The sequence below is a fragment of the Yersinia aldovae 670-83 genome (genome assembly GCF_000834395.1).
GTDB lineage: Bacteria > Pseudomonadota > Gammaproteobacteria > Enterobacterales > Enterobacteriaceae > Yersinia > Yersinia aldovae.
The window spans coordinates 334301-357238 of sequence record NZ_CP009781.1; the positions used below are offsets into that span (position 1 = coordinate 334301).

Consider the following 22938-nt stretch of genomic DNA (forward strand, 5'->3'; position numbering starts at 1 on the left):
TTTTGCCTGCCATTAATTAAGCCTAATAACCGTATGGTTTATCTCAACCCAGTGTGCTGACATATTTAACGGTAATTATAACTTTCATATGTGTAGCAAGGAAATATGGTCTATTGCATTAATGCGTTAGAGGCTATATTTCTCTATGAGTTTTATTAGAAGCAAAATATGTTGCGCGGGGGGGATGTGAATATGAATAAATGCTCTTTATTCACCTTATTACTCTTTCACACTATGATAAGTGTTAATGGATGGGCCAAACCACCAGATATTGTTTGGCGTGTTGATACCCGCGATTATAACGAGGTTTTTAATAATGGTTTTTATTCGTCAGGAACCAATGATGACATAGTAGATCACCTTAGCGGGCGAAGTTGCCGTAGTGCTGAAAGTGATTTTGGTGATAGTGCCTTTATTTCGACCACATCAGACCGACGATTCGCTTATGAATATGTTGAACGGATACTCATGCATATGAGTGAGCATGGCGAAGCAAATCCGATAGTTAATATTTATCAGATTCGAGCGACGGATAATATATACAGTGCTAACCAGTCACTGGATTTCTTCTTATTACAACAGAATCGGGAACCACATGGCGAGATCCTGCGTATCATCCGTTATTCCGCTCATTTATCAGAGTGGATGGCACATCGCAGAATAGAACCGAACCAGATAGGTTCAGTGACACAATACCATTTAATGCAAGGAGTTGTTCATTCCAATGGGATGATACCTAATTCCCGTTTTAGGCAAACACGCTCGACTGCGAGCATCAGGCCGTATCAAAGCGCTTATTTCACTGCACCAAATCTTCAGTTAGTGCGCATGTGGATGTTGAGGTCCGGTATCCGGCCTATGGTGAGTGCCTGTTTTGGTATTGATATGGAACATACTGAGTTTAGGCGTGACCTTGCTTTAAATAATATTAAAACCAAGGGCATGTTTAAGTTTATTATCATTCTCTGAAAGGAGAGTAACTATTTTAGTTTGGGGCATATTATGAAATTAAAGATATTATTTTTTATTTTATTGTCTTGGGCTACCTATGCGCAGAGTGATCTGCAAGAACAATGTAAAGCAGATGGCAGCACTATTATATATAACAAACCAATTCAAGGTTATAATGCCAGTATCATGTGGCGGCCAGCCGATCCGACAGGCAATGCATTTAATGCTATCAGTGTAAAAATAGATGATAAATGGTATGGCGCTATTGCAGAGGACAGAACCCACGGTAACGCTGCCGTGGGGTTGTCCAGTTTTGCACAAGCAGCTTATTTAATTGGGCTGCCAGTCAATGCTTGTGTCAAAGATAAATATTTGCGAGGGTTGGAAGGTATCAATTAACCGTCAGTTCAAGCTTATATATTTACCAGCACGAGCCTGAACTGGCGGTGAGTTAACCTATTATTACTGAACATCATCATTGGTCAAAATAGCATGTTTCTTTAACATCCCCCGTAACTGATGGTAGGTTAGTCCGAGTAAACTCGCCGCTTTACGTTGATTAAAACGGGCCTGTTTTAATGCATGTTCTACCATTTGTTGTTCACTGTTATGCAGCCACTGTTTTAGGTCGAGAGGCAATTGAGGGCATTCAGTAAGCGGAGAATCAGCCATTTGCGGCGCTGTGTTTTCATAGGGCTGCCGGGGGGCGAAAGGATTAATAATGATATTATCCAGCGACTGGTCACTATTCCCGTGGCGGTAAACTGAGCGCTCCACCACATTTTTTAATTCTCGCACGTTGCCCGGCCAGTGATAGTCCAATAGTTGATCTCTGGCTTGCGGGGTAAAACCGGGGAACAGCGGCAGACTTAACTCTCGACACATCTGCATGGCAAAATGTTCTGCCAGCAACATGATGTCTTGCCGCCGTTCACGCAGCGGCGGCAATTGCACCACATCAAAGGCGAGGCGGTCGAGCAGATCGGCGCGAAATTTACCGGCAGCGGCCAGCGCGGGTAAATTATCATTAGTAGCACACACCAAGCGGACATCGACCTGTAGCGGTTGGCTACCCCCGACACGTTCCAGATGACCGTATTCAATTACGCGCAATAACTTTTCCTGTACCAGCATCGGCGCAGTTGCCAGTTCATCTAAAAATAATGTCCCGCCATCGGCACGTTCAAAGCGACCCAGATGGCGTTTCTGTGCGCCGGTAAAGGCACCTGCCTCGTGGCCGAACAGTTCTGAGTCGAGCAGATTTTCATTGAGCGCGGCGCAGTTAAGGGAAATAAATGGCCCTTGCCAGCGTTCAGATAAGTAATGCAAACGATGTGCAATCAGTTCCTTACCCGTACCGCGCTCGCCAATCACCAATACCGGTTTATTCAATTTTGCCAAGCCTGAAACTTGCTCCAGCACTTCAACAAAAGAGTTTGCTTCGCCTAACAGGTTTTCTACTTGCTCGCTCATGATGAAATTCGCCAATAGTTGGTTAAAGTAATCACTCTATATTTTATCTCATTTCAGTCAAAAATATTTTTTCTTTATTTTTCAATTTATTATAATTTTTTAAAAGTTGGCACGACTCTTGATATATCCCTATTGAGCGTTGATACATGAATCGGCGCAACCAAACGCCAATCAGTTTAAGAGGATATAATTTATGGGTATTTTTTCTCGTTTTGCCGATATCGTAAATGCCAATATCAATACATTACTGGATAAAGCCGAAGATCCGCAGAAATTAGTGCGGCTGATGATTCAGGAGATGGAAGATACGTTGGTTGAAATTCGCTCGACATCCGCTCGTGCATTGGCTGAGAAAAAGCAATTGTTACGCCGCATCGATCACAGTGAAAGTCAGCAACTGGAGTGGCAGGACAAAGCTGAGCTGGCTCTGCGCAAAGGTAAAGAAGACTTGGCGCGTGCAGCATTGATTGAAAAGCAAAAAGTGGCTTCATTAATTGAGTCACTGGCGCGGGAAGTGGCAACGGTTGAAGAAACACTCAGCCGTATGAAACACGAAATCACTGAACTGGAAAGCAAACTCACTGAAACTCGTGCAAGGCAGCAAGCGTTAACATTGCGCCACCAGGCGGCTTCTTCATCCCGTGATGTTCGTCGCCAGTTAGACAGTGGCAAATTGGATGAAGCAATGGCGCGCTTTGAGCAGTTTGAACGCCGTATTGACCATATGGAAGCGGAGGCTGAAACTGTCGGTGTTGGCAAACAAAAGTCACTGGAACAAGAGTTTGCTGAGCTGAAAGCCGATGACGAAATCAGCCAACAGTTGGCGGCGTTGAAAGCGAAAATGAATCCGCCTGAGTAATGCGATTTATAGACTATTTTTAGTTAGATAGTGCTAATAAAGACTGCGCCGCCGACGTAGAGGCGGCCTGCTATGAAAAAGTGATTAAAGATAATTAAGGGGAACGAATGAGTATCCTGTTTCTTGCCATACCGCTGACCATTTTCGTGTTGTTTGTGGCCCCAGTCTGGTTATGGCTGCATTACAGCAACCGTCAGCAAAGTGGTGCGCAGCTCAGCCATCAGGATATGCAGCGCCTGTCACAGCTCACCGACGACGCGCGTCGGATGCGCGAGCGTATTCAGACATTAGAAGAGATTCTTGATGCGCAGCACCCAAACTGGAGGCAGTCATAATGGGCGATGTGTTTAAAAATAATACGCTTGGCAGCAAAAAACTGTATCGGGTACCGGAAGAGGGCATGATCAAAGGAGTATGTGCCGGTCTGGCGCACTATTTTGATATTCCAGTGCGGCTGATCCGGGTCATGGTGGTGCTATCGCTGTTTTTTGGCTTGTTCATCTTCACTATCGCCGCTTACATCGTACTGACTTTTATGTTGGAGCCGGCACCGGCAAATAGCTTCAGCCATCAGCGTGAGGCAACGCCGCGCCAGTTACTGGACCAACTCGAGTTTGAATTGGGGGCGGGTGAGCAACGTTTGCGCCAGGTTGAGCGCTATGTCACCTCGGAAACCTTCGGCGTACAAAGCCGCTTTCGTCAGCTCTAATCTGACCAAGTTATTGCGTTTAAACCGGGCCGGTCATCGTCGATGACTGGTTGCGCTGCAATCAAATCGTCCTGCCGGAGGGCAAAATGAACAACAATAATCCCGCCCGTCTACGTGCAGGTGTAATATTGATATCACTACTGAAAATTATTTTTACTGTTGCATTGACCTATGGCCCAGCCGGTGCCGCAGGTTTGATCGTTCGAAGTGTGAGTAGTAAGCCGCTGCGTTGGTTACTCTTGCTACTGTTGGAGCCGATGTTGAAACGCGCAATGCTGGCAACTGCGGGCCAATTTGCCAAGGAGAAGCATGAAACGACTGCAAAATGAGATTACGTCTTTGGTTAATCGTGGGATGGACCGGCATCTCCGCCTGGCGGTCACTGGCCTGAGCCGTAGTGGGAAGACCGCCTTTATTACATCGTTGGTGAATCAACTACTTCATGTCCACAGCGGTGCTCGTCTGCCGCTGTTTTCTGCTGTGCGTGAAGATCGCGTGTTGGGCGTAAAGCGCGTTCCTCAGCGCGATTTGGGTATTCAGCGTTTTACCTATGATGAGGGGCTGGCGTCTTTGTACGGCACGCCACCTAACTGGCCAACGCCGACGCGGGGGGTGAGTGAAATCCGTTTAGCGCTGCGTTTTCGTTCCAGCGATTCACTCTTACGCCATTTTAAAGAAACGTCCACATTATACCTTGAGATTGTTGATTATCCCGGTGAATGGCTCTTGGATCTGCCGATGCTGGAGCAAGACTATTTAAGTTGGTCGCGCCAGATGGGAGGGTTGTTACAAGGGAACCGCGCAGAGTGGGCTAAGCCTTGGTTGACCTTATGTCAGCAGTGTGACCCGTTGGCACCGGCGGATGAAAACCAGCTCGCGACCATTGCACAGGCGTACACTGATTATCTTATTCGCTGCAAAAATGAAGGGCTACATTTCATTCAGCCGGGGCGGTTTGTGTTGCCCGGAGAGATGGCTGGCGCACCGGCATTGCAGTTTTTCCCTTGGCCGGAGGTGAGTGGTATTGGCGAGTCACGGCTGGCGCAGGCAGATAAGCATTCAAATCTGGGGATGCTGCGCGCCCGTTTTAACTATTACTGTAACACGGTGGTAAAAGGATTTTATAAAGAGCACTTTGTTCGTTTTGACCGGCAAATCGTGCTGGTGGATTGCCTGCAACCGTTAAATAGCGGGCCTCAGGCATTCAACGACATGCGATTGGCACTGACACAATTGATGCAAAGTTTCCATTATGGAAAGCGCACACTGTTCCGCCGCTTATTTTCTCCGTGTATCGATAAGCTGATGTTTGCGGCCACCAAAGCTGACCATGTCACAGCAGATCAACATGCTAATCTGGTGTCACTACTGCAACAACTGGTGCAAGAAGCCTGGCAGAATGCCGCCTTCGAGGGGATCAGCATGGATTGTGTCGGACTGGCCTCGGTACAAGCGACAGAGAGTGGCATTGTTGAGCACCAAGGGCAAAAGATCCCCGCATTGCGCGGTCATCGTCTGGACGATGGCGTGCCGCTGACCGTTTTCCCCGGCGATGTGCCGGCCCGTTTGCCCGGCCCGGCTTTCTGGCAACAGCAAGGTTTTCATTTTGACCAATTTCGCCCGCAAGCCGTACATGTTGACAGCCCGTTGCCGCACATCCGGCTGGATGCGGTGATGGAGTTTTTATTGGGAGATAAATTGCGATGAGTGAACCGCTGAAACCACGGATTGATTTTGAACAGCCATTACAACCGCTGTATGAGCCGGTGCTAAAAGCGGCACAGGCTTTTGATGAACAGGCCGCAGAGAACTTCTATCCCGCCGCGCCAGAATTGGACGCTGAAGAGGAAGACGGGCGCGTGGAAGGGTTGGTTAATGCAGCGCTAAAACCTAAACGTAGCGTGTGGCGTAAGATGGTTACCCTCGGTGTGGCGCTATTTGGCGTCAGTGTGATTGCTCAATCAGTGCAATGGGTGAGCCAGGCATGGCAGCAGCAGGACTGGATAGCCTTGGGCACGACAACTGCGGGTGGTTTGATTGTGGTTGCGGGGGTTGGTTCGCTGGTCACTGAGTGGCGACGTTTATATCGCTTACGCCAGCGGGCACAAGAGCGCGATATTGCGCGAGAACTGTTGGTCAGCCACGGTATCGGTCAGGGCCGGGATTTTTGCGAAAAACTGGCACGGCAGGCTGGGTTGGATCAAGGACATCCCGCATTGCAGCGCTGGCAAGCGTCCCTGCATGAAACCCATAATGATCGCGAAGTGGTTGAGTTGTATGCCAAATTAGTGCAACCGACGCTGGATAATCAAGCCAGGGCGGAAATTAGCCGTTACGCGGCTGAATCCGCATTGATGATTGCGGTCAGCCCGCTGGCGCTGGTGGATATGGCTTTTATTGCCTGGCGGAACATTCGACTGATCAATCGTATCGCTGCACTCTATGGTATTGAGTTGGGGTATTTCAGCCGCATTCGTCTGTTCCGTTTGGTCTTGCTGAATATGGCTTTTGCCGGTGCGTCTGAACTGGTACGCGAAGTGGGGATGGATTGGTTGTCACAAGATTTGGCAGCCCGCTTGTCAGCTCGCGCTGCGCAAGGAATAGGCGCTGGTTTACTTACCGCCCGTCTGGGCATTAAAGCGATGGAATTGTGCCGCCCGTTACCGTGGCTGGAGGGCGATAAACCTAAACTGGGTGATTTCCGCCGTCAGTTGATAAGCCAACTGAAAAACACCTTACCAAAGAAACCGCAGGTTAATCAGTAGTGGCTGTGACGAAGGCTATCTTAGCCGCGGGTCAAAGGCAAAAGAGAGCGGCTTGACGCTTTTTAGACAACCCTGAAAGTCTTTGTGATGCGGGTTAACCAACATATTATTCTCTGATGGCACCAGGGTGGATGGAACCAGTAATCCAACAGATGACTCTGATTTCAGCCACTCGGTGCCAACGTCCATTGCTGCGACCGGTGCCGGATCACTTCGCCACTCTGACGGCCAATCTTGCGGTTGCAGCAGCATAATGCTGCCGTCATTAATTTCAATCTGAAATAACTCAAATTCACTGAGCGTAGTGCTGTCGTGAATATGTACCAATGTTTCCAGCATCGCCAGTGATATGCTGCTGGCCAAGTAGATAGCAGCATGGCCTTTATGATTCCAACGGCCACCGTACATTTCGGCACCATAACCGGTCCAGGTTGAGGCGAGATAACGGCGCATTACGATGCGGTAGAGCATCATAACTCGCGCTCCCTTAATTGACTCTCCATGTACACCTCTCCCTCTGTCGCTATAGTAACGGCGATGTTGTAAACGAAAAATACAATAAAAAATAGATAGTTACGAGAACACGCCGTGTTCCAGTCGGCCAATCAAATCACAGACTTCCAGTGCGCCGGTTTCCGTTTCCAACAGGGAGTCAGGGGTTCTGTGGCCCAAGCCTTTGATAGGCGTGGACATCCAGGTGATTGCCTTGCCTTTATCTCCGCTAAAGAGGTCAACAGTGGCATCCATGACACGCACAAAACGCGCAATTCGCTCACTCTCTTCCGGGGTAAAACGGCCATCATGGGTACGGCGGCGAGTCAGACTACGGCTGGGGATCCCCGTGGCACGTAATATCTCGGATTTAGGCATTGACGCCCATAAATGAATACTGTCGATGACATCAACAGAAAATCCTAGCTTGATACTGTCTACCAGCACAGTGCCGCGACTGGCCGGCAGGCCAATTTCACGCCACAGCGCCCCTGTTTTGGTCGCTGGGGCTGGATGATATGCTCTCATGTAACCTCCTCGGTCATCTGGCTACCCATACTATAGCCATGTGGCCGATGTAATGCAAAGTGTCATCAATTTGTGACAAAGAAAGGATGTATTCAACCGTTATATTCATCTAAATTATTTATATTATAACTAATAAGCCACTGACAATGTGCGGGAAAGGCGTTAAAGATGTTATTAAGGGCAATCATTATGGGAGAAAAAATGACGAAAAGCCGATTCCTGTCAACTTTTGCTGACAGACTGCTTCATCCATTGAGGGCGACAGGGTATTATCGTATGCAGTGATTTCGTACCTGCCATATATAAGGTCAATACTGATGCGCTTGGAAGTTTTTTGCGAAGACCGAATCGGTCTCACCAGAGAGTTGCTTGATCTCTTGGTTTTACGCAGCATTGATTTACGAGGGATCGAAATTGATCCAATTGGTCGCATTTATCTGAATTTCTCCTCATTGGATTTTAGTGTATTCAGTGCTTTGATGATGGATATTCGACGTATTGATGGGGTGACGGATGTTCGCACCGTTTCCTTTATGCCATCGGAGCGTGAGCATCGTTCATTACGCGCACTGTTAGAATCGATGCCAGAGCCGGTATTTTCCATTGATTTGAAAGGCAATCTTGAGTTGGCTAACCCCGCAGCTCGTAAACTGTTTTCTCTCAATGAAGAGAAAGTTCGTCACAAAACAGCCGGTAGTTTGCTGGGAGGATATAATTTTGCGCGTTGGTTCGATGGCGCAGAAACGGCACCTCATACCGAGCGCATATTGATCAACAATCAGGATTACCTGATGGAGATCACGCCGATCTACCTTGAAGATGAAAATCTGCAAAATCAGTCGGTTGGTGCGGTTGTAATGTTAAAATCCACCGCCCGGATGGGTCAGCAGTTGCAAATATTGTCGGTCAATGATGACACTGAATTTAAACAGATAGTTGCCACCAGCACCAAGATGCGCCATGTGCTGGAACAGGCGCGTAAGCTGGCGATGCTGGATGCCCCGTTGCTGCTGGTGGGGGATACCGGCACCGGTAAAGACTTACTGGCCCGAGCCTGCCACTTGCGCAGTCCTCGCGGCAAAATGCCGTTTCTGGGGCTAAACTGCGCTTCACTGCCCGACGAGGTGGTAGAAAGCGAGCTATTTGGCTACGCGGCAGGGGCTTATCCCAATGCAGTTGAAGGCAAAAAAGGCTTCTTTGAGCAGGCGAACGGTGGCTCGGTGCTGCTGGATGAAATCGGTGAAATGTCGCCACGGATGCAAATCAAGTTATTGCGTTTCCTTAATGATGGCACTTTCCGTCGTGTTGGCGAAGAGCACGAAGTCCATGTGGATGTCCGCGTGATTTGTGCGACGCAAAAGAACCTGGTGGAATTAGTTCGGCGTGGTGAGTTCCGCGAGGATCTCTATTATCGCCTCAATGTGCTAACCATCACTCTGCCGCCATTACGTGAACGTCAGGCTGATATCATGCCATTGACGGAACTGTTTGTGGCCCGTTTCTCTGATGAACAAGGGGTGCCACGGCCAAAGTTGGCCCCTGAGCTGAGCAGTTTCCTGACACACTATGGTTGGCCGGGCAATGTGCGCCAACTGAAGAATGCCATCTATCGTGCCCTGACCCAACTGGACAGCGTCGAATTACGGCCACAAGATATTATTCTACCTGAGTTTGAGGTTGAAGCTGCCTTGGGTGACGAGGTATTGGATGGTTCACTTGATGACATCAGTAAACGCTTTGAACGCTCCGTTCTGACGCGTCTTTACCGTAATTATCCTAGCACGCGTAAACTGGCGAAACGACTGGGTGTTTCTCACACCGCAATTGCCAATAAACTACGTGAATACGGCTTAAGCAGTAAACGGCCCGCCAGTGATGAGAATGAAGAAGAGTAAACGTTAGAGCGCATCACAATAAAAAAACGGCTGTACCTAACAGGCAGCCGTTTTGTCGCATGACTTAATGCCTAAATAGGCTATTTATTTCAGTGCTGTCAGTGCGGCATCGTAGTCTGGTTCGCTGGTGATTTCATTAACCAGTTCACTGTAGATAACGTTGTCCTGAGCATCCAGAACCACCACTGCGCGCGCGGTTAAACCTGCCAGAGGGCCTTCCGTGATCGCCACACCGTATGCTTGTTTGAACTCAGCGCCACGCAAGGTTGACAGCGTAGTGACGTTGCTCAAGCCTTCAGCACCGCAAAAACGTGATTGGGCAAATGGCAGGTCAGAGGAGATACAAAGAACAACGGTGTTCTCAAGCTCGCCAGCCAGTTGATTGAATTTACGTACGGATGCGGCGCAAACGCCGGTATCAATACTTGGGAAGATATTCAAGACTTTACGTTTGCCAACGAAGCTGCTTAATGCAACATCAGATAAATCTTTCGCAACTAACGTAAAGTCTTTAGCTTTATCACCAGCCTGCGGCAGTTTGCCTGCAACAACCACTGGATTGCCTTGAAAATGTACAGTTTGTGTCATTATTTGATTCCTTTTACAGATGTGTAACACGAACTTCAGTTTAAGGTAACAGTGGCAGCTTGGATATAAAAAAGTGACTAAATCACTGACATGCTAAATATATTAAGGTTTAACCGTCTGCTGTGTCCGCCCGTACTTTGCCAAGGAGCCATGATGAGAACAATGCACTACTATCCAGAGAGCTGGCCTCTTCACTCTGCGTTTGTTATTTCCCGTGGCAGCCGCACTGAAGCCAACGTGGTGGTGGTTGAAATCGAAGACAATGGTATTCGTGCTGTTGGCGAATGTACCCCATACCCACATTATGGCGAAAGTGAGTCTTCGGTGATGGCACAGTTAGCGTCAGTTGTTCGGGCCATTGAGTATGGCGTATCGCGCCAGGAGCTACAGTTGCTACTCCCTGCGGGCGCGGCCAGAAACGCGGTAGATTGTGCCTTATGGCAACTGGAGTGTGTGCAAAACCAGCAAAGTCTTTGGCAACGAAGCCAGGTTAGTGCACCAGAGCATATTTCGATGGCCCAGACGGTCAGTATTGGTACGCCGGAGGCGATGGCCTACAGTGCGAAGGCTTTGGCACAGCAAGGAGCCTGTTTGCTGAAAATCAAGCTGGATGACCATCTGATTGCGGAACGTTTGGTGGCCATCCGCAGTGCGGTGCCAGAGGTCACATTAATTGTTGATGCCAATGAAGCCTGGCAGCCAGAAGGGTTAGCCGCCCGGTGCCAGTTGCTTGCTGATCTTGGCGTGGCCATGTTGGAACAGCCACTACCGGCTGGAGCGGATGATTCTTTACAGAATTTTATTCACCCGCTGCCTATCTGTGCTGATGAGAGTTGCCATACCCGTGATGATTTAGCCGGTCTGGTTGGGCGTTATGATATGGTCAATATTAAACTGGATAAAAGCGGCGGGCTGACCGAAGCACGGCTACTGACTGAGCAGGCGAAAGCGATGGGATTCGGCATCATGCTTGGTTGTATGTTGTGTACTTCGCGTGCGATCCAGGCAGCATTGCCTTTGGCGCCGGGCGCGCGCTTTGTTGATTTGGACGGCCCGACATGGTTGGAAAATGATATAGAAGGTGGGCTGAACTTTGCTATAGGCGCAATAAATCTGTCGGTTTAATCCGTTAGTGTAAGTAAGTCGATCAGTGCAGCCAGGTAACATTCGCTGGCTGTATCCGCTGAAATTGGTGGTAATTCTGCTGTAATGCAGGGTAAGTCTCGTTGTGCACACCAACTGCCAAAAGAACCCGGTGTGGCATATCCCACGTTAGTGACCAACGGCAATACAAAATTCGCCGCCAGACGAGCACCCAAGGCGGAGCTTGCGGGGTCTTCAATGCAGGCCAGTGGTTCATGAAACGAGACCACCCAGGCAGGTGATAATTGGGTAATTAACTCGCACAGTGCCTGGGTTTCTGGCTCAGAGCCTGCGTATTCACCGCTTGATAACACCACATCACGCGCATCAGCAGCACTATTCCAGCGATAAACCGTTTCACCCGATTGCCAGTTATCCGTTGGAAAATTACGATTGAGGTCAACGCCATTAGCATTAGCACGTAACCCTAGCTGGCAACCATCGGGATTAACTGCCAATATCACATGATGGCGCTGCTGGGCAGGGGATATACTGCGCAGCGCACAGGAGAGAGCAACAATTGCTGCACTTTCATCACCATGTGTTCCTGCAATAATCAAACCGGTGTTAGCCGCCAGGGAGGGCGCTGGAAAATAAAGCAGTGGGGCACCTAATAGAGACTGGCCGTAGCGTTGACCGGGTTTAATTAAATTGCCTCGAGCGGAACGGAGAGTGGTCATGATGTTGATATTATCACTTCAAATATTATGTTAATCCGAAACTACCACTTAATTGTTAAGTGTTCAAACTAATGTAACGTCAATCTGTGTTTACAACATTACACCTGTCCTTTCAGACTTGAAAACGAATAGTCTGGATATATATATAATCGGGCAAATAACTACCGGTGGTTAATTCATAGGGGCGTCCCGCGGGTGGGTTATTTCAACGAATAAAGTGAGTCTGTATATTAGACAATAGTGACTTAGATGCCTTAAGTGTGGTGGGGAAATGGCTGTGACGTTAACCTGCGGATAATGTCGGCTAACGGGGGTTATCTGGCAATCAACTGTGATAACGTCTGTAGCAATACCTCCTTAACACAGGTGTTAAATTGAGTTTTTGATTGCTTAGCTGATATAAAACAGCATTAGCGGCGTCTTTGTGCGCCGTTTTTTTTATTTTCTCATCGTCATGAGGGGGCTTTATCTGCTAGTTTATGTTTATTCGATTTTTTTGTTTCGCTGACATGGAACAACAACGATAAGGTTATCGATTATGCACTATTCCCATTATGTATTGTGCGTCACATTAGTCGGCACTTCGCTGGGAGTGGCAAATGCTGCGGATGTCCCTGCGGGTACGGTACTGGCTAAAAAACAAGAAATTGTTCGTCATATTAAAGATGAGCCTGCCTCGCTTGATCCGGTGAAAGCTGTTGGGTTAATCGAAGCACAGATTGCCAGAGATCTGTTTGAAGGCTTGGTTAATCAGGATGCGCAGGGGAAAATCATTCCCGGCGTTGCTACCAGTTGGCAAACGACCGATAACCAAACGTATATATTCACCTTACGTAAAGAGGCTAAATGGTCTGATGGCAAACCGGTTACCGCACAAGATTTTGTCTACAGTTGGCGTCGCCTGGTTGACCCTAAAAGTTTATCACCTTTTGCCTGGTTTGCGGATCTGGCAGGGATTGAGAACGCCCAGCAGATTATCTCCGGTAAAATGTCTCCTGAGACGCTTGGCGTCAGTGCGGTTAATAACCACACCCTGAAAATAAAACTCAGCAAACCGGTGCCTTATTTCCCGAGCCTGACCGCTAACTTTAGTTTATTCCCGGTACCACAAACCATTGTCGAGAAATACGGTAATGAGTGGACTAAAATTGGTAATCTGGTTGGCAACGGTGCATTTAAGTTGCAAGACCGAGTGGTAAATGAAAAATTAGTCTTAGTTCCCAATAAATATTATTGGGACCATGCTCATACTGTTTTAACCAAAGTGACCTTTATTCCCATTAATCAGGAAGCAAATGCCACAAAACGTTATCAGGCCGGGGATATTGATATTACGGAATCTTTCCCGAAGAATCTGTATCAGAAGCTGCTAAAAGATATCCCCGATCAGGTTTATACCCCAGATCAGCTCGGCACCTATTATTACGCTTTTAATACGCAACGTGCGCCGACCAATGATGTTCGGGTGCGTAAAGCGCTATCTTATGCTATTGACCGTAAAATAATTGCGGAAAAGGTATTGGGCACCGGTGAGAAACCGGCGTATAACTTCACCCCTGACGTCACTGCGGGCTATCATCCGATGGTGAATGTTTTACAGCAACAGGATCAGAATGAATTAAATGCGCAAGCTAAAGCGTTGCTCCATGCGGCAGGTTATGGCCCTGATAACCCCTTGAAGTTATCGCTGCTATATAACACCTCTGATAATAACCAGAAATTGGCTATAGCTATCGCCTCAATGTGGAAGAAGACATTAGGTGTGGATGTCAAAATGGTCAATCAGGAGTGGAAAACGTATATTGATAGCCGCAATACCGGTAATTTTGATGTGGTTCGCGCTTCATGGGTTGGGGATTACAACGAACCCTCAACTTTCTTGTCTCTTCTGACGTCAACCCATAGTGGTAATATTGCCAAGTTCTCTGATGATAACTACGATTATTTGCTAACTGAAGCGGGTAAGCAGACAAATCCAAAAGCGTTGAACGACGATTATAATCGTGCTGAACAGATTATTGCTGAACAGTCGCCGATCGCGCCAATCTATCAATTTACCAATGGGCGTTTAATTAAGCCGTGGGTAAAAGGTTATCCTATCACTAACCCTGAAGACGTGGCTTATAGCCAAACAATGTATATTATTAAGCATTAAGCATTAAGCATTAAGCTATAGGTGATATTGTTTTTTCCACTTGTTCTATTACTTTATAAGTATAGATCAAGTGGATTAACTTCATTCAATTGATTTGCGTTGTGATTGTTTTGGCACAATAGCAGAAACAGAAATCATAAATCCGGTTAGAGATGCTATTATTAATGGAAAGATGAATGCGTCTGATGTCCTCAATGGGTTTTCTATATCAAAAAGCATAACAAAGAAAAATGCGCTGGTAGCAAAAGTCGATGAGGAATATAACTCATTCAGTTTATATTGCAGATTTTCTAATGCGAAGGGCGGTGTTTTTATCGAAATACAATCCCAGGTAATATGGACTGCCATATAAGTGATGCAGATAAGGCAGTAGAATATGGTTAAATCATTAGTGGTTTGGGGAAGATACCAGTGGGTCGCGTTTGGATTCAAATTAAACTACCCGGCTATTTTTCAGGTAAACCCCTGCGGTTACGATTCCGCCGAGGGCGGCAAACGTGAAAGCAAAAGAAGTGGTCACGGTCAATGCAGGAATAAGGAGTGATAAGCCACCGCTCAGTGCAAACCCCGCGCCAGCCCCCCCAATCAATGCTTTTAATAATGTCATTATATCCATAATTTCTCCTCCTTGAATGCAGTGTTGTTGATAACTCTGAGCCAAGTTTATCGCAAAACAAGGCGATTTCTGCGTTATTCTTTATTACTAAACCTTAAACCTACATTCTATTATCACCGGTGCTTCCTCACTATTTTAGGCTATCCCTGACCCTCGCCTTTCAAGATAGTGCTGCTAGCGCTACACTGAGCTAATTGCATGATTAATTTTGAAAAGAGGGTGCTGTTGTGGATGTAGTTGAAGGAAAAGCGCTTCAAGTTTCTGATGCCGTATATGCCTATCAGCTTGACGGTAAAGGCGGTGTGAAACCCATCAGCCTCGATGCGGTTGCTACGGCCGAACAGCCTTGCTGGTTGCATCTGGATTACACTCACCCAGAAAGCGAGGCTTGGCTGCAAAACACGCCTCTGTTGCCAGAAGTGGTGCGGGGTGGTTTAGCCGGTGAGAGTATGCGCCCTAAAGTCACCCGCTTGGGTGATGGCACGATGATAACGCTGCGGGGCATCAACTTTAACCATGATGCCCGTCCAGATCAGCTAGTTACGATTCGGGTTTATATGACAGATAAGCTGATTGTCTCAACCCGACATCGCAAAATTTACTCTATCGATGATGTACTAAACGATCTGCAAAACGGTACTGGCCCGAAGGACAGTGGTAACTGGCTGGTGGAAATTGCCGATGGTTTCACCGACCATACCAGTGAGTTTATTGAAGATTTACACGATAAAATTATCGATCTCGAAGATGATTTACTGGAACAAAAAATCCCACAACGTGGGCAGATGGCGTTGTTACGTAAGCAACTTATTGTATTACGTCGTTATATGGCCCCACAACGCGATGTATTCTCCCGGCTGGCCAGTGAGCGCTTGCCGTGGATGAATGATGATGATCGCCGCCGGATGCAGGAAATTTCAGAACGCTTAGGGCGTGGTTTGGAAGATTTAGATTCGAGTATTGCCCGTACCGCGGTGCTATCCGATGAAATAAGTTCATTAATGGCTGATGCCATGAACCGGCGTACCTATACGATGTCGCTGTTGGCGATGGTGTTCTTACCGACTACGTTTCTTACCGGGCTATTTGGTGTCAACCTTGGTGGCATTCCCGGTAATACCGATTCTTTCGGTTTTGCTGCTTTTTGTCTGATGTTAGTGACATTAATTCTTAGTGTTGCCTGGTGGTTAAGGCGCAGTAAATGGTTGTAGGAACTCAAGAATTAGGCAGTAAAAGAGTTTGCTCGCGATGGGGCTAATCACTGCAAAATTGAGCCATATCAAGATTTGATGGTTATGAGTCAGGCATTATGGTTTTGCAGGTGAATGTGACGTCAAGCGATGGGCGTTGCGCTCCATATTTGTAATACTTTTATTTTGAATTACTGCATAGCACATAATTGTTACGATGCCGATGTTATTTCAACATCGGCATTTTTTTATGCGTTATTTATGAATAAACCATTTGTGATAAATAGATTTTGAATGAAATTTTATAAAAATAAAGGATTAGATAATGGAGCTAATGCCTCATCCTGCGCAATGAGGCAATAAAAGCTGACGACTTATTTAATCTCCAGCACATCAAGGCGCACCGGCTGTAGCTTGCCGGTGCCTTCTTGGTCATCTTCCGGCTGCCAGCCTGCCGGTTGCAGTGGCAATTCTTCCCGGTCAAAGGCCAAATCACCCCCATCGACGATTTCGCTGTCGTGAGTAATACTTTTGAAATCAAACAGTTTATGGTCATTCAAATGTGATGGCACTACGTTTTGCATCGCGCTGAACATGGTTTCGATCCGGCCCGGATACTGTTTATCCCAGTCACGTAACATATCTTTGATCACCTGACGTTGCAGGTTGGGCTGAGAACCGCATAAGTTACAAGGGATAATTGGATACTCTCTGGCAAGCGCAAACCGTTCAATGTCTTTTTCGCGGCAGTAGGCCAACGGGCGGATGACCACATGTTTACCGTCGTCACTCATCAATTTGGGTGGCATACCTTTGAGCTTTCCACCGTAGAACATATTCAAAAACAGGGTTTGCAGAATGTCATCACGGTGGTGCCCCAGTGCTATTTTAGTGGCACCCAGCTCAGTGGCGGTGCGGTATAAAATCCCACGCCGCAGGCGTGAACACAGTGAACAGGTGGTTTTGCCTTCGGGAATAATCTCTTTGACGATCCCGTAGGTGTTCTCTTCAACAATCTGATATTCCACACCTTGTTTGTTCAGGTAGGCTGGCAGGATATCTTCCGGGAAGCCGGGCTGCTTCTGATCGAGATTAACAGCAATTAACGTGAAATTAATTGGCGCACTTTTTTGCAAGTTTTGCAGAATATCCAGCATGGTATAGCTGTCCTTGCCACCGGACAGGCAAACCATCACGCGGTCACCTTCTTCAATCATATTGAAATCGGCAATTGCCTGACCCACATTACGGCGCAGTCGCTTGTGTAATTTATTCAGATCGTAATGTTCTTTTTGATTAACCACTTGTTTCTCTTGCATTTATTCGTGACTCATATTCAGTTGGCATGGCGTGTATTGATGCTATGGCGTAAGTTTATCATTCAACAAACAGAGTTATTAGTATTTTTCAGCTTTAAACCCCCCCCCAAGAGAGCGGCGGTGGTTTTTATTTATACAAGGCGGTGGGTTGTGATGCTGGTTAACCTGGTGGTCTATATGAAATTATTCGAATTGACTATCGTTTTAATAATTGCTCCATCCTCAATATCAACAAAATCGGCAACAATAATGCCCATTTTTTGCTTCTCTCTGTATTGTTTACAGAACCAGATATTCATGCCATCAATCAAGAAATGCCCCTTTGCGCCAGAATACGGCGTTAATATACCTGAGACACTGATGAAGTTAATATATAAGCTTAAGGACAGTTTATCTTTTGCAGACTTCAATAAACTTTCAACAAACTTTCTTTTGAAACGTAGATTCAGGTCGGTATAACCATCATAATGATCTTGGACGTAGATATTAAAGCTGCTATTTTTAACCGTAAATGAGGTGTCATTTTTCCAGGGGAGTGCATTAATACCTATTTTTGCTCCACCATAACGCCGCAATAGCACTATCTTCCCTCTGATTGCGTCAATGATGGGTATTCCATTAATTAAGTAAAACATATCCTTATGGGGTTTAATATAATTATCATACATCACGGCAGCAAAATCTTTGGTGCTATTTTCCGTTGTATGTTCTTGTTTAACAGATAAAATAATAAACTCGCCAGGATGGCGTTTTAAAAAATCAAGGCAGGTGTTGAGAACGTCACCGAATTGTTGTTTTAGAAAAACCGGGCCGTGGTGCAGGGTGAATACGTTATCAATAAGGCGACAGCGGGCATCCAAAAAACGTATACCATTATCAAGTTGTTCTTTTATATTCCATGATTGCGTTTGTGTAAACATACCGCCAAAAACGTCAGTGCGAAATGAAGCAGAATCATGCGTTCCTGGTATGCTTATTTCGCTTAATGCTTTATTACCGTCTATACGTGATATCCAATTTCTCATGTCCATAATATCTTCCTTGTAATTGAGATCTGAAAATAGCGCGGTACTTAATTTGAGGACATTCCAAATTTAGACGTATGAGTAATAGAAGTTGGCACAAAAAAAAGCCAGTCAGGGGATATTGACTGGCTTGATGATTTATTTAATTCAATTTCACTCTGAGCGGGCAATCTCTGCTTTCCCTGCCAGTAGGCTCAGGAAGTCATAACGTTTTTTCAAATCCTTCTCGGCATCCGCATATAATTGTGCGGCCACTTCCGGTTCTTGGCTATTGAGCCGACGAAAGCGTTGCTCATTGAGCAGTGTGGTGGTCAGGTCGCTGCTCGGTGGGCGTGAATCCAATGTCAGCGCCACGTTACCTTCATCAGCGCGACGTGGATCAAAGCGATATAATGGCCAGAATCCGGTGGCAGTTAATTGCTTCATTTGCGCGTGGCTGTAAGCCAGGTCGTAGCCGTGCTCTTCACAAGGGCTGTAAGCGATAATCAGTGACGGGCCGGGGTAGGCTTCTGCTTCCTGAATCGCTTTGACCGTCTGGTTGAGCTGCGCACCGAGGGAGATTTGAGCCACATACACATGACCGTACATCATCATGCTGACGCCTAAATCTTTGCGGGCTTTACGTTTGCCGTGTTCACCAAATTTGGTGACCGCCCCCAGTGGTGTTGCTTTTGATTGCTGCCCGCCGGTATTGGAGTAGCACTGGGTATCTAGCACCAGCACATTGACGTTTTCTGTCAGGCTAAGTACATGATCCAGCCCACCAAAGCCGATATCGTAAGCCCAACCGTCGCCACCAATCAGCCAAATGGACTTATCCACCAGATAATCGGCGTCGGTTGCCAGTTGTTGCGCATCGTTGCCGGGGATAGCGCGTAATAACTCACGCAGTTGTGTTACTTGCTCGCGCCGCACTTCTGGCGTGGCAGCTTGATTGATTAACTGACTGACCAGTCCAGCCGGTAACTGGGGTGCCAATTGATTAATCAAACGGGTTACGCGCTGGCGATGTTGATCGACCGTCAGGCGGAAGCCCAAACCAAACTCGGCATTATCTTCAAACAGCGAATTGGCCCACGCCGGGCCACGGCCATCGGCATTGGTGGTGTACGGTGTGGTCGGCAGATTGCCGCCATAGATTGATGAGCAACCGGTGGCATTGGCAATTAATAGCCGATCGCCATACAACTGGGTCAACAGCTTGATATACGGCGTTTCACCACAGCCGGAGCAGGCACCTGAGTATTCAAACAGCGGCGAGATTAACTGTGAGGTGCGGATATCGATACGTTCGATTTGAGTTTTATCGATCTCTGGCAATTTGAGGAAGAAATCGTAATGCGCTTTCTCTGCCGCCAGATGTTCCAGACGCGGCTTCATGTTAATCGCTTTAATTTCTGGATTCTGGCGATCTTTGGCCGGGCAGACCTCATAACACAAATTACAGCCGGTACAGTCCTCTGGGGCCACTTGCAATACGTATTTCTGGCCGCGCATATCACGCGCTTTGACATCCAGCGATTGCAAACTGTCCGGCGCACCGGACATGGCCGCGGGTTGAACCACTTTGGCACGAATTGCCGAGTGCGGGCAGGCCGCGACACAGTGGTTACACTGCGTACAAAGGTCAGGCTGCCAGATGGGAATGTCTTCGGCAATATTGCGTTTTTCCCACTGGGTGGTGCCGACCGGCCAGGTGCCATCCGGTGGGAAAGCGGATACCGGCAGGGCATCACCTAAACCCGCCAACATGGTGGCGGTAACGGTTTTGACGAAATCAGGGGCCAAATCAGAGACGATCGGTGGCCGCATCGGGCTGTTTTCATTAATCGGTTGCCGCGGGATTTCAACCAACGCATCCAGGGTGGCATCCAGTGCCTGCCAGTTACGAGTAACAATTTCTGGCCCTTTATTGCGGTAACTGCGGTCAATGGCGGCTCTAAGTTGCTCAAGGGCCATTGCCGTTGGCAAGATTTGGGTGAGATGGAAGAACGCCATCTGCATCACGGTATTGATACGGGCACCCAGTTTGCATTCGCGAGCAATTTTAGCCGCATTAATCACAAACAGGCGGGCCTGGCGTTGATGCAGCACTGCCTGAACTTCTTGCGGCAGGCGTTGCCACATTTCATCGGCGCTGAAAGGGGAGTTGATCAGGAAAATACCGCCGGGCTTCAGCCGTTCAGCCATTTGGTAGGTGTCAATAAACTGTAGCTGATGACAACCGACAAAGTCGGCATGACTAATCAGATAGGCTGAGTTGATCGGCGTCTTGCTGACACGTAAGTGAGAAACCGTCAGGCCGCCGGCCTTCTTCGAGTCATAAACAAAATAACCCTGCGCATACAAAGGTGTACTGTTACCGATAATTTTGATGTTATTTTTGGTGGCAGAAACCGAGCCATCACTGCCCAGGCCATAGAACAGGGCTTCCAGTGTGGCGCGTTGCTCAATTGTCTCATCGGTCAGCGGTAACGATAAACCGGTTACATCATCAAAAATGCCAACAGTAAAGCGCGCACGCGGCAAATCCAGGGATAACTCTTTGAAAATAGCCAGTGCGCAGTCGGGGCCAAACTCTTTGGAGGATAACCCATAACGGCCACCTATCACTTTGGGCAATGTGGCGCGTTCACCTCGACTGTAGGCTTCAGCCAGCGCGGTCATCACCTCAAGATAGAGCGGTTCGGCCAAGGCCCCTGGCTCTTTGGTTCTGTCCAGTACGGCGATTTTGGTTACTGACTGTGGCAATACACCTAACAGATGTTCGGCGGAGAAAGGGCGGAACAGGCGCACTTTCAGTACACCGACTCTCTCGCCACGGGTCAGCAAGGTGTCAATCACCTCTTCGCAGGTGCCGATCGCCGAACCCATCAAGATAATAACGCGCTCAGCCTGTGGGTGGCCGTAATATTCGAAAGGCTGATATTCACGGCCAGTCGCTTGGGCAAACGCCTGCATTGCAGCGGCGACATGCTGATAAGTGCTGTTATACCAAGGATTGGTCGCTTCCCTGGATTGGAAATAGGTATCCGGGTTAGCCGATGTGCCGCGCACTACCGGCCGGTCTGGTGTCAGCGCCCGGCTGCGGTGGGCATCTATGCCTTTTTGTGGCAGTAGCTGACGCAGTGTGTCGTCACTGAGCGGCACAATTTTATTGATCTCATGAGAGGTACGGAAACCATCAAAGAAATGAATAAATGGAATACGACTATTAAGGGTTGCCACCTGAGAAATCAAGGCAAAATCCTGTGCTTCCTGCACACTGCTGGCACACAGCATGGCGCAACCGGTCTGGCGCACCGCCATTACATCAGAGTGGTCACCGAAGATAGATAACGCATGGGTTGCCACGGTTCTGGCGGCCACATGCAGCACAAAGGGGGTCAGTTCGCCCGCCAGCTTGTACAGGGTCGGGATCATTAACAATAATCCCTGAGAAGAGGTAAAAGAGGTTGATAGCGCGCCGGTTTGCAACGCACCATGCACCGTGGCGATAGCGCCGCCTTCCGACTGCATTTCAACCACGCGTGGCACATCGCCCCAGATATTCACTTTACCGTCGCCAGACCATGCATCAGCTTGCTCTGCCATCGTGGAGCTGGGGGTAATAGGGTAGATAGCAATCACTTCACTGGCACGATAAGCCACAGAAGCGACAGCACTGTTACCGTCAGTTGTAATCATTAATTTATACCTTCACATTGCTTATCAAGCAGAGGCCGTTTCTCATTAATCGGAAAAGTAGTAATGAAGGTCTCTGATGGCTCACGATTTATTTGAACTAATAGAGAAATTCTAGCAGAGGGTACTTTTGTCAGTTATCGCGTTTGTGTGGCAGCGGTGAACCGATAATGGGTACAAAATAAGGCCGTTAGGCGGGTTTAGGATATATAGCGAGCATTCGGATAATAATTATTACAATTAGAAAACTATTTATTACGTTGTTCGGACATCCGTTGGGTAACACAGTCAAAATCAGTGAGTTTGTAAAATAATTGTGAGATTGATTTAATGAATATTGCATTATGCGTGGGCATAATACCGGTCCGATGTTGATAAGGAGAGATTAACAATGAGCGGTTTTGCTTATTTAATGATGGCAGTTGTGGCTGAAGTGGTGGCTACCACCATGCTAAAAGCATCTGATGGTTTTACGCGGTTAGTGCCTTCGGGCGTGGTAGTGATTGGCTATGGCATTGCTTTCTGGGGGCTTTCTCAAGTGGTTAAAACCATGCCTCTGGGGATCGCTTACGCTATTTGGTCGGGATTGGGGATTGTTTTGGTTTCTATTGCGGCAACGTTTATGTATCAACAAAAGCTGGATTGGGCTGCTATCTTAGGCATGACATTGATTGTGGCCGGCGTCATGGTGATTAATCTGCTGTCCAAGACGCCGATGCACTAATATATTCTGCTTACTTGGCGTTGTAGGGGGCGGCTCTCGCTTACCCGAATCACTGACTTTAGTGAGTTCATCGGGATATATTCGTTTGCTGCCTACCTGCCACGCCAATGGCTTTAGGGATATATTTATAATTAATTGTGGG

22 protein-coding genes are annotated in these 22938 nt (G+C 47.5%); 13 read left to right on the forward strand and 9 right to left on the reverse strand.

Going from position 1 to position 22938, the window contains the following annotated elements:
* Positions 1–192 precede the first annotated feature (192 nt).
* Both ytxA and AT01_RS01605 read left to right on the forward strand, forming a co-directional pair.
* On the forward strand, positions 193–969 hold the full coding sequence (gene ytxA, locus AT01_RS01600) for a putative AB5 enterotoxin ADP-ribosylating subunit YtxA (RefSeq protein ID WP_042548447.1): 777 nt from the start codon (positions 193–195) through the stop codon (positions 967–969).
* Between the two features lie 33 nt (positions 970–1002).
* A complete protein-coding gene (locus AT01_RS01605; protein WP_042545808.1) occupies positions 1003–1350 on the forward strand; it encodes a hypothetical protein in 348 nt (115 codons plus the stop codon).
* A gap of 63 nt (positions 1351–1413) precedes the next feature.
* Here the strand turns inward: AT01_RS01605 and pspF are convergent, their stop codons facing one another.
* Entirely contained in the window at positions 1414–2424 is a 1011-nt protein-coding gene (pspF, locus tag AT01_RS01610) for a phage shock protein operon transcriptional activator (RefSeq protein ID WP_042545809.1), read from the reverse strand.
* Between the two features lie 193 nt (positions 2425–2617).
* On the opposite strand from pspF, the gene pspA reads away from it, so the two are divergent.
* From pspA to AT01_RS01640, 6 genes are all read left to right on the forward strand, one after another.
* A complete protein-coding gene (pspA, locus tag AT01_RS01615; RefSeq protein WP_042545810.1) occupies positions 2618–3283 on the forward strand; it encodes a phage shock protein PspA in 666 nt (221 codons plus the stop codon).
* A gap of 107 nt (positions 3284–3390) precedes the next feature.
* Positions 3391–3618, forward strand: coding sequence for an envelope stress response membrane protein PspB (gene pspB, locus AT01_RS01620; protein ID WP_042545811.1), 228 nt, complete (start codon positions 3391–3393; stop codon positions 3616–3618).
* Positions 3618–3992, forward strand: coding sequence for an envelope stress response membrane protein PspC (gene pspC, locus AT01_RS01625; protein WP_004702154.1), 375 nt, complete (start codon positions 3618–3620; stop codon positions 3990–3992). Before pspB ends, pspC begins: the two co-directional genes overlap by 1 nt.
* Before the next feature lie 86 nt (positions 3993–4078).
* The gene (gene pspD / locus AT01_RS01630) at positions 4079–4321 is read left to right on the forward strand and encodes a phage shock protein PspD (protein WP_042545812.1); all 243 of its coding nucleotides are present in this window, start codon (positions 4079–4081) and stop codon (positions 4319–4321) included.
* Complete coding sequence (locus tag AT01_RS01635) at positions 4302–5699, forward strand: YcjX family GTP-binding protein (RefSeq protein WP_042545813.1); 1398 nt, start codon at positions 4302–4304, stop codon at positions 5697–5699. Before pspD ends, AT01_RS01635 begins: the two co-directional genes overlap by 20 nt.
* On the forward strand, positions 5696–6757 hold the full coding sequence (locus AT01_RS01640) for a YcjF family protein (RefSeq protein ID WP_042545814.1): 1062 nt from the start codon (positions 5696–5698) through the stop codon (positions 6755–6757). Before AT01_RS01635 ends, AT01_RS01640 begins: the two co-directional genes overlap by 4 nt.
* A 15-nt stretch (positions 6758–6772) precedes the next feature.
* Here AT01_RS01640 and AT01_RS01645 read toward each other — a convergent pair whose 3' ends face one another.
* On the reverse strand, positions 6773–7231 hold the full coding sequence (locus tag AT01_RS01645) for an RES family NAD+ phosphorylase (protein ID WP_004702144.1): 459 nt from the start codon (positions 7229–7231) through the stop codon (positions 6773–6775).
* A 99-nt stretch (positions 7232–7330) separates the two neighbouring features.
* Positions 7331–7777, reverse strand: coding sequence for a type II toxin-antitoxin system antitoxin Xre (gene xre / locus AT01_RS01650; protein ID WP_042545815.1), 447 nt, complete (start codon positions 7775–7777; stop codon positions 7331–7333).
* Positions 7778–8094: 317 nt separating this feature from the next.
* On the opposite strand from xre, the gene tyrR reads away from it, so the two are divergent.
* Complete coding sequence (tyrR, locus tag AT01_RS01655; RefSeq protein ID WP_042545816.1) at positions 8095–9672, forward strand: transcriptional regulator TyrR; 1578 nt, start codon at positions 8095–8097, stop codon at positions 9670–9672.
* Between the two features lie 84 nt (positions 9673–9756).
* On the opposite strand, the gene tpx is transcribed toward tyrR, so the two are convergent.
* Positions 9757–10260, reverse strand: coding sequence for a thiol peroxidase (gene tpx, locus AT01_RS01660; RefSeq protein ID WP_042545817.1), 504 nt, complete (start codon positions 10258–10260; stop codon positions 9757–9759).
* A gap of 153 nt (positions 10261–10413) precedes the next feature.
* Between tpx and ycjG the strand changes: the two genes are divergently transcribed.
* Complete coding sequence (ycjG, locus tag AT01_RS01665) at positions 10414–11385, forward strand: L-Ala-D/L-Glu epimerase (protein ID WP_042545818.1); 972 nt, start codon at positions 10414–10416, stop codon at positions 11383–11385.
* Here ycjG and mpaA read toward each other — a convergent pair.
* Positions 11382–12083: a murein tripeptide amidase MpaA gene (gene mpaA / locus AT01_RS01670; protein WP_042545819.1), complete on the reverse strand. Its 702-nt coding sequence runs from the start codon at positions 12081–12083 to the stop codon at positions 11382–11384. The genes ycjG and mpaA overlap by 4 nt on opposite strands.
* Positions 12084–12621: 538 nt before the next feature.
* Between mpaA and AT01_RS01675 the strand changes: the two genes are divergently transcribed.
* Positions 12622–14238 (forward strand): peptide ABC transporter substrate-binding protein, encoded by a 1617-nt coding sequence (locus AT01_RS01675; protein WP_042545820.1) that lies wholly within the window; start codon positions 12622–12624, stop codon positions 14236–14238.
* Between the two features lie 433 nt (positions 14239–14671).
* On the opposite strand, the gene AT01_RS01685 is transcribed toward AT01_RS01675, so the two are convergent.
* Complete coding sequence (locus AT01_RS01685; protein ID WP_042545821.1) at positions 14672–14854, reverse strand: hypothetical protein; 183 nt, start codon at positions 14852–14854, stop codon at positions 14672–14674.
* A 227-nt stretch (positions 14855–15081) separates the two neighbouring features.
* Here AT01_RS01685 and zntB point away from each other — a divergent pair, with 227 nt between their 5' ends.
* Positions 15082–16065 carry a zinc transporter ZntB gene (gene zntB, locus AT01_RS01690; protein WP_042545822.1) on the forward strand — a complete coding sequence of 328 codons (984 nt, stop codon included), beginning with the start codon at positions 15082–15084 and terminating at the stop codon, positions 16063–16065.
* A 353-nt stretch (positions 16066–16418) separates the two neighbouring features.
* Here zntB and ttcA read toward each other — a convergent pair whose 3' ends face one another.
* From ttcA to nifJ, 3 genes are all read right to left on the reverse strand, one after another.
* Positions 16419–17363, reverse strand: a complete 945-nt coding sequence (ttcA, locus tag AT01_RS01695; RefSeq protein ID WP_042545823.1) for a tRNA 2-thiocytidine(32) synthetase TtcA — start codon at positions 17361–17363, stop codon at positions 16419–16421.
* 173 nt (positions 17364–17536) lie between these two features.
* The gene (locus tag AT01_RS01700) at positions 17537–18394 is read right to left on the reverse strand and encodes a phosphatidylinositol-specific phospholipase C (RefSeq protein ID WP_042545824.1); all 858 of its coding nucleotides are present in this window, start codon (positions 18392–18394) and stop codon (positions 17537–17539) included.
* A gap of 147 nt (positions 18395–18541) precedes the next feature.
* A complete protein-coding gene (gene nifJ / locus AT01_RS01705) occupies positions 18542–22075 on the reverse strand; it encodes a pyruvate:ferredoxin (flavodoxin) oxidoreductase (RefSeq protein WP_042545825.1) in 3534 nt (1177 codons plus the stop codon).
* Positions 22076–22463: 388 nt separating this feature from the next.
* Here nifJ and AT01_RS01710 point away from each other — a divergent pair, with 388 nt between their 5' ends.
* Positions 22464–22796 carry a DMT family transporter gene (locus AT01_RS01710; protein WP_042545826.1) on the forward strand — a complete coding sequence of 111 codons (333 nt, stop codon included), beginning with the start codon at positions 22464–22466 and terminating at the stop codon, positions 22794–22796.
* Positions 22797–22938: the final 142 nt, after the last annotated feature.

Bases quoted from the DNA above. Each gene is read 5' to 3' on its own strand.
- ytxA (WP_042548447.1), top strand. From the start codon at position 193: ATGAATAAATGCTCTTTATTCACCTTATTACTCTTTCACACTATGATA.
- AT01_RS01605 (WP_042545808.1), top strand. From the start codon at position 1,003: ATGAAATTAAAGATATTATTTTTTATTTTATTGTCTTGGGCTACCTAT.
- pspF (WP_042545809.1), bottom strand. From the start codon at position 2,424: ATGAGCGAGCAAGTAGAAAACCTGTTAGGCGAAGCAAACTCTTTTGTT.
- pspA (WP_042545810.1), top strand. From the start codon at position 2,618: ATGGGTATTTTTTCTCGTTTTGCCGATATCGTAAATGCCAATATCAAT.
- pspB (WP_042545811.1), top strand. From the start codon at position 3,391: ATGAGTATCCTGTTTCTTGCCATACCGCTGACCATTTTCGTGTTGTTT.
- pspC (WP_004702154.1), top strand. From the start codon at position 3,618: ATGGGCGATGTGTTTAAAAATAATACGCTTGGCAGCAAAAAACTGTAT.
- pspD (WP_042545812.1), top strand. From the start codon at position 4,079: ATGAACAACAATAATCCCGCCCGTCTACGTGCAGGTGTAATATTGATA.
- AT01_RS01635 (WP_042545813.1), top strand. From the start codon at position 4,302: ATGAAACGACTGCAAAATGAGATTACGTCTTTGGTTAATCGTGGGATG.
- AT01_RS01640 (WP_042545814.1), top strand. From the start codon at position 5,696: ATGAGTGAACCGCTGAAACCACGGATTGATTTTGAACAGCCATTACAA.
- AT01_RS01645 (WP_004702144.1), bottom strand. From the start codon at position 7,231: ATGATGCTCTACCGCATCGTAATGCGCCGTTATCTCGCCTCAACCTGG.
- xre (WP_042545815.1), bottom strand. From the start codon at position 7,777: ATGAGAGCATATCATCCAGCCCCAGCGACCAAAACAGGGGCGCTGTGG.
- tyrR (WP_042545816.1), top strand. From the start codon at position 8,095: ATGCGCTTGGAAGTTTTTTGCGAAGACCGAATCGGTCTCACCAGAGAG.
- tpx (WP_042545817.1), bottom strand. From the start codon at position 10,260: ATGACACAAACTGTACATTTTCAAGGCAATCCAGTGGTTGTTGCAGGC.
- ycjG (WP_042545818.1), top strand. From the start codon at position 10,414: ATGAGAACAATGCACTACTATCCAGAGAGCTGGCCTCTTCACTCTGCG.
- mpaA (WP_042545819.1), bottom strand. From the start codon at position 12,083: ATGACCACTCTCCGTTCCGCTCGAGGCAATTTAATTAAACCCGGTCAA.
- AT01_RS01675 (WP_042545820.1), top strand. From the start codon at position 12,622: ATGCACTATTCCCATTATGTATTGTGCGTCACATTAGTCGGCACTTCG.
- AT01_RS01685 (WP_042545821.1), bottom strand. From the start codon at position 14,854: ATGGATATAATGACATTATTAAAAGCATTGATTGGGGGGGCTGGCGCG.
- ttcA (WP_042545823.1), bottom strand. From the start codon at position 17,363: ATGCAAGAGAAACAAGTGGTTAATCAAAAAGAACATTACGATCTGAAT.
- AT01_RS01700 (WP_042545824.1), bottom strand. From the start codon at position 18,394: ATGGACATGAGAAATTGGATATCACGTATAGACGGTAATAAAGCATTA.
- nifJ (WP_042545825.1), bottom strand. From the start codon at position 22,075: ATGATTACAACTGACGGTAACAGTGCTGTCGCTTCTGTGGCTTATCGT.
- AT01_RS01710 (WP_042545826.1), top strand. From the start codon at position 22,464: ATGAGCGGTTTTGCTTATTTAATGATGGCAGTTGTGGCTGAAGTGGTG.